Below are 6,258 nucleotides of genomic sequence, written 5' to 3'. Positions count from 1 at the left end.
TGGACCCGCGCGCCCGCGGCGAGGCCCTGGACATCGCGGCCTTCGCGCGGATCGCCGAGCACGGCCCGCGGCGTGCGGCGGAGGTGAGCGCATGACGACGGAGGACCTCGGCCTCGACCCCGCGGCCCGGCACGTCACGGTCAGCGCCCCCGGCAAGGTGAACCTGTCCCTGCGGGTGGGGCCGCCCGGCGCGGACGGCTACCACCCCGTGGCCACCGTGTACCTGGCCGTCAGCCTGCGGGAGACCGTCACGGCGATCGCGCGCACGGACGGGAGGATCACCGTCGGCCCGTCGGGCCGCCACATCAGTCTGGTGGACACCCAGGACGTGCCCTGGGACGAGCGCAACCTCGCGCACCGCGCCGCCGCACACCTGAGGCACACCCTCGGACTCGATCCTGACAGCCACGGCGTGCACCTCGAGGTCGCCAAGCAGGTCCCGGTCGCGGGCGGCATGGGCGGCGGCTCCGCCGACGCAGCCGCCGCGCTGCTCGCGTGCAGCGTCCTGTGGGAGACCGGGCACACCCGCGCCGAGCTCGCCGAGCTGGCCGCCCCGCTGGGCGCGGACGTGCCCTTCAGCGTGCTGGGCGGCGCCGCCGTCGGGCTCGGGACCGGGGCCGAGCTGACCCCCGTCGCGGCCCGCACCCCGGTGCACCTCGTCCTCGTCCCGGCGGACGCCGGGCTGTCCACCCCCGTGGTGTTCCAGACCCTGGACGAGCTGCGCCGGGAGGGCCACCTGCCCGACGGGCCGGCGCGCCCGGAGGTGAACGAGGCCGTCCTGCGGGCCCTCGCCGCGGCCGACCCGCTCGAACTCGCCACCGCCATGGACAACGACCTGCAGACCCCGGCCGTCGTCCTGTTCCCCGAGCTCTCGGACGTCCTCGACCTCGGCCTGGACGAGGGCGCGCTGCGCGGTATGGTCTCCGGCTCCGGCCCCACCCTGCTCTTCGTGGCCCAGGACGAGGCTTCCGCGCTGCGGCTGGCCTCGGCCATCGAGGAGCGCACGGGAGTGCGCGCCCTCCCCGTCCACGGCCCCGTGCCCGGCGCCCACGTGCTGTGACACCCGGCGGCGCCCCCCGCCGCACCCTGACCACCCCTCCTCCGTCCGGAAAGGACCACCCCCTCCATGGCCCACCTGCTCGGCGCCGAGAACATCGGCATCGCCTTCGGAACCCGCACCGTCCTCGAGGGCCTCTCCCTCGGCGTGGATGAGGGGGACCGGATCGGACTCGTGGGCCGCAACGGCGACGGCAAGTCCACGCTCATGCGCATCCTCGCCGGCCTCCAGGAACCCGACACGGGCCGCGTCACCCGCCGCGGCGGCGTCCGCGTGGGCGTGCTGGACCAGCAGGACCGGCTCGACCCGGAGCACACCGTGCGTCAGGCCGTGGTCGGGGACGTGGACGACCACGTGTGGGCCTCGGACCCCAAGGCCCGGGACGTCCTGGGCGGTCTCCTCGACGGCTTCGACCTCGGCCAGCCCGTGCGGGGCCTCTCCGGCGGCCAGCGCCGTCGCGTGGCCCTGGCCCGTCTGCTCGCCGGGGACGACGACGTCCTCTTCCTCGACGAGCCCACCAACCACCTGGACGTCGAGGGCGTCGCGTGGCTCGCCCGCCACCTGAAGCAGCGCTGGCGCCCCACCGACGGCGGCCTCGTGGTGGTCACCCACGACCGGTGGTTCCTCGACGAGGTCTGCACGCGCACGTGGGAGGTGCACGACGCCACGGTGGACCCGTTCGACGGCGGCTACGCGGCGTGGGTGCTCGCGCGCGCGGAGCGCTCCCGGCAGGCGGCGGTGACGGAGCAGAAGCGTCAGCAGCTGGTGAAGAAGGAGCTCGCCTGGCTGCGCCGTGGCGCCCCGGCGCGTACGTCCAAGCCGAAGTTCCGCATCGAGGCGGCCAACGCCATCATCGAGGACGTCCCCGCCCCGCGCGACTCGGTGTCCCTGGCGAAGATGGCCACGGCCCGGCTCGGCAAGGACGTCCTCGACCTCGAGCACGTGAGCCTGACGCTGGGGGAGAAGCCGATCCTCGACGACGTCACCCTGCGCCTGGCACCCGGCGAGCGGCTCGGCGTGGTCGGCGTCAACGGTGCGGGCAAGTCGACCCTGCTGCGCCTGCTCGACGGCCGCATCGCCCCGGACTCGGGGCGGGTGAAGCGCGGCAAGACGGTGGTCTCGGCCACCCTCACCCAGGACGTGAAGGAGCTCGACGACGTCGCCCACCTGCGCGTCGCCGAAGTCATGGCCCGCGAAGGCTCGTCCTTCCAGGTCGGTAGCCGCGAGATGTCCTCCGGCCAGCTGCTCGAGATGCTCGGCTTCGGCACCTCCCGGCAGTGGACTCAGGTCTCGGAGCTCTCGGGTGGCGAGCGCCGGCGCCTGCAGCTGCTGCGCCTGCTCGTGGGTGAGCCCAACGTCCTCATGCTCGACGAGCCGACCAACGACCTGGACACGGACACCCTGGCCGCCGTCGAGGACGTGCTGGACGGGTGGCCGGGGACCCTGGTGGTGGTCTCCCATGACCGTTACCTGCTCGAGCGCGTCACCGACCACCAGGTCGCCCTGCTCGGGGACGGCAAGGTCCGCGGCCTGCCGGGCGGGGTGGATCAGTACCTCGAGCTGCGCGCCGCGATGGCCGAGGCCGGCGGCCCGGCCCGGGGAGCCGGCGCGGTACGGGGCCGCAACGACGTCGTCGGGACGTGCGCGGGCATGGGCGGGCCGGAGGAGGACACCGGGCCCACCGAGGCGGAGCGTCGGCTGGCCCGCAAGGAGATGGCCCGGCTCGAGAAGCAGATGACCCGGCTGCGGGACCGCAGGTCCGGCCTCGAGGCGCGGATGGCCGAGCTGGGGCAGGCGCAGGACTTCGATGCCCTCACCGCGGCCTCCGCCGACTTGAAGGACCTCGACGCACAGCTGGACGTCCTGGAAGAGGAGTGGCTGCAGGCTGCCGAACTCGCCGAAGGGGACTGACCGGCGGGCGCGCACAGGAGGGTGCGGCGGCCGTCACAGCCATTCACAATTTCCGCCCTATAATCGGGGGCCGGGGCACAGCACCATGCCTGACCCCACATGACGTGGACCATCCCCCCGCGTCAGGACGGAGGAGCAGAGCGTGATCGGGAGTCCCGGTGATGAGTCGACCGCGCTCCGCATGGGCTCGACCGCCCGCGGCCGTGTCCTGGGCCGGCCTTGGGAGCGGGGCCTCCCGCTGCTCGTCCTCATCGTGGACGTGGTCGCGGTCCTGCTCGCCACCTTCGTCTCGGCCCAGCTCCGCTTCGGCGGACCGCGGCGCACCACCCTCCCCGGCGCCGAAGTCATCGACTACAGCGTCATCAGCCTCGCGCTGAGCGCGGCGTGGGTGCTCGCGCTGAGCATCCAGGGCTCGCGGGACATCCGGATCCTGGGGGTGGGCAGCGAGGAGTACAAGCGGGTCCTGCAGGGCACCCTGTACCTCTTCGGCACCGTCGCGATCCTCGCCTATGCGGCAGGTCTCGAAGTGGCGCGCGGCTACGTGGGTCTGGCTCTGCCGTTGGGCGTGCTCCTGCTCCTGCTGGGCCGGTTCCTCGTGCGCGGGTGGGTGGCGCGGCAGCGCCACCACGGCAGGTTCCGGCGGCGGCTCCTGCTCGTCGGCGGCCCGAAGGCGGTCCGACACATCTTCCAGACCCTCGACTCCGAGGCCGGCGCCGGCTATGCCCCCGTGGCGGCGGCTCTCCCCGGATACAAGGCCCGGCGGGAGGACTACCTCCCGATACCGGTCTCCACGGACCTGGACACCGTGGTGGACGTGGTCGCCCTCGTGGAGGTGCGCGACGTCGAAGCCGTGGTGATCACCTCAGGCCACTCGTTCGTCCCCGGGGACGTCCGCCGACTGGGGTGGGAGCTGCAGGAGCGCGGCGTCTCCCTGATCATGGCGCCCGCGCTCGTGGACGTCGCCGGACCCCGCCTCCACACGCAGCCCCTCGCGGGTCTGCCGCTCATCCACCTCTCCACCCCGCGCCTCTCCGAGGGCAAGGCGTTCGCCAAGCGGGCGTTCGACGTCGTCGCGTCGGGTCTGGGCCTGATCGCCATCTCGCCGCTGTTGATCGCCGTCGCGATCGCGGTCAAGGCCACGGACGGCGGGCCGGTGCTGTTCCGGCAGGAGCGGATCGGTCTCGGCGGCAGGCCGTTCACCATGCTCAAGTTCCGTTCCATGGTGGTGGACGCCGAGGAGATCCGGGAGCGGCTCGTCTCGGACGGCGGGGATGCGGACGTGCTGTTCAAGATGAAGGACGACCCGCGCATCACCCGGGTCGGCAAGCTCATCCGCCGCACCAGCATCGACGAGCTGCCCCAGCTCGTGAACGTGTTGCGGGGGGACATGTCCCTCGTGGGTCCGCGGCCCCACCTGCCGCACGAGGTCGAGGCCTATGAGCAGTATGTGCACCGCCGCTTCCTGGTGCAGCCCGGCATCACGGGCCTCTGGCAGGTCTCCGGCCGCTCCGACCTCCCGTGGGAGGAGGCGGTCCGCCTGGACCTCTACTACGTGGAGAACTGGTCCATCCTGGGCGACCTCGTGATCCTGGGCCGGACCGTCAAGGCCGTGGTCGCCGCCGACGGCGCCTATTGACCCCGGATCCGCGCGACCTGTGTGGAAGAATGGGCCGTCGTCGCCGCCCCCTGGGGTCCGGCGCTCCGCCCTGGTGTAATGGCAGCACGCCGGCCTTTGGAGCCGTGCGGTCTAGGTTCGAATCCTAGGGGCGGAACCCCCGTCCTCTGACCCCCACCGGTGCAGGAGCCCCCATGTCCCAGCCGTCCGCCCGTCCCTCCGCCGTGATCGTCCTGGCCGCGGGCCAGGGCACCCGCATGAAGTCGACGACGCCGAAGATCATGCACGCGATCGGGGGGCGCTCCCTCGTGGGCCACGCGCTCGCGGCGGCCTGGTCGCTCGCGCCGGAGCACCTCGTGGCCGTGGTCCGGCACGAGCGGGCCCGCGTGGCCGAGCACATCGAGACGGTTGCGGCCCAGCTGGGTATCGACGCGCTGGCGATCGCCGACCAGGACGACGTGCCGGGCACCGGCCGCGCCGTCGAGCTGGGCCTGGCCGCCCTGCCCGCGGACCTCGAGGGCACCGTCGTGGTGACCTACGGTGACGTCCCGCTGCTGACCCCGGAGACCCTCGCCCGGCTCGTCGCGGACCACGAGGCGGACGGCAACGCCGTCACCGTGCTCACCGCCACCCTCGAGGACGCCACGGGCTACGGCCGCATCGTCCGCGACGCCGAGGGCCTCGTGGAGCGGATCATGGAGCACAAGGACGCCCTCGCCCATGCCGAGTCCACGGGGGACGACTCCTTCGTGGCGATCCGCGAGGTCAACTCCGGCATCTACGCCTTCGACTCTGCCCTGCTGCGCCGCACCCTGCCGGAGATCTCCACGGACAACGTGCAGGGCGAGAAGTACCTCACGGACGTGCTCGGCATGGCCCGCGCCGAGGGCGGCCGCGTCGCCTCGGTGGGCACGGACGACGTGTGGGAGGTCGAGGGCGCCAATGACCGCCGTCAGCTCTCCGACCTGGGCCGCCAGCTCAACGACCGCGTGCTGCGCGGCTGGATGAAGGAGGGTGTCACGGTCGTCGACCCGTCCTCCACGTGGGTGGACGTCACCGTCTCCCTCGCCTCGGACGTCACGCTCAAGCCCGGCACCCAGCTGCATGGGGCGACGTCGGTGGCCACGGGCGCCGTCGTCGGCCCGGACTCCACCCTCACGGACACGCAGGTGGGGGAGGGCGCCGTGGTGAAGCGCACCGACGCCACGGAGGCCGTGATCGGCGCGGGCGCGACCGTCGGCCCGTTCACCTACCTGCGCCCGGGCACGGTGCTGGGGGAGGACGGCAAGATCGGCGCGTTCTACGAGACCAAGAACGTGACCGTGGGCCGCGGCGCCAAGCTCTCCCACCTGGGCTACGCCGGGGACGCCGAGATCGGCGAGTACACCAACATCGGCTGCGGCAACATCACCGCCAACTACGACGGCGTCGCCAAGCACCGCACCGTGATCGGGGCCCACGTGCGCACCGGCTCGAACACGGTGTTCACGGCCCCGGTCTCGGTGGGCGACGGCGCCTACACCGGTGCCGGCGCGGTGGTCCGCGACGACGTCCCGGCCGGCGCCCTGGCGCTGAACGCCGTGGCGCAGCGCACCATCGAGGGCTGGGTGCCCGCCAAGCGCCCGGGCACCTCCTCGGCCGAGGCCGCGCGGGCCGCCGGCGCGGAGGGCTCCGG

4 protein-coding genes and 1 tRNA gene are annotated in these 6,258 nt (G+C 73.3%); all 5 read left to right on the top strand.

From position 1 onward, the window contains the following. Positions 1-91 precede the first annotated feature (91 nt). Positions 92-1,060, top strand: coding sequence for a 4-(cytidine 5'-diphospho)-2-C-methyl-D-erythritol kinase (locus HMPREF3105_RS07790; protein WP_070709113.1), 969 nt, complete (start codon positions 92-94; stop codon positions 1,058-1,060). Positions 1,061-1,126: 66 nt separating this feature from the next. Further along, positions 1,127-2,968: an ABC-F family ATP-binding cassette domain-containing protein gene (locus HMPREF3105_RS07785; RefSeq protein ID WP_070709111.1), complete on the top strand. Its 1,842-nt coding sequence runs from the start codon at positions 1,127-1,129 to the stop codon at positions 2,966-2,968. Between the two features lie 142 nt (positions 2,969-3,110). Beyond that, positions 3,111-4,604, top strand: a complete 1,494-nt coding sequence (locus HMPREF3105_RS07780; protein ID WP_070709110.1) for a sugar transferase — start codon at positions 3,111-3,113, stop codon at positions 4,602-4,604. 64 nt (positions 4,605-4,668) lie between these two features. Next, positions 4,669-4,740, top strand: a tRNA-Gln gene (locus HMPREF3105_RS07775). 37 nt (positions 4,741-4,777) lie between these two features. After that, on the top strand, positions 4,778-6,258 hold a 1,481-nt coding region (glmU, locus tag HMPREF3105_RS07770), incomplete at its 3' end, for a bifunctional UDP-N-acetylglucosamine diphosphorylase/glucosamine-1-phosphate N-acetyltransferase GlmU (protein ID WP_070709109.1).

Origin of the sequence: Micrococcus sp. HMSC31B01 (assembly GCF_001816085.1) — a bacterium.
Classification (GTDB): domain Bacteria; phylum Actinomycetota; class Actinomycetes; order Actinomycetales; family Micrococcaceae; genus Micrococcus; species Micrococcus luteus.
The sequence above is the reverse complement of the archived record's forward strand: the minus strand, read 5'-3'. Positions and strand labels throughout refer to the sequence as shown.

Excerpts from the sequence above, each read along its gene's own strand:
- HMPREF3105_RS07790 (WP_070709113.1), top strand. The coding sequence starts at position 92 with ATGACGACGGAGGACCTCGGCCTCGACCCCGCGGCCCGGCACGTCACG.
- HMPREF3105_RS07785 (WP_070709111.1), top strand. The coding sequence starts at position 1,127 with ATGGCCCACCTGCTCGGCGCCGAGAACATCGGCATCGCCTTCGGAACC.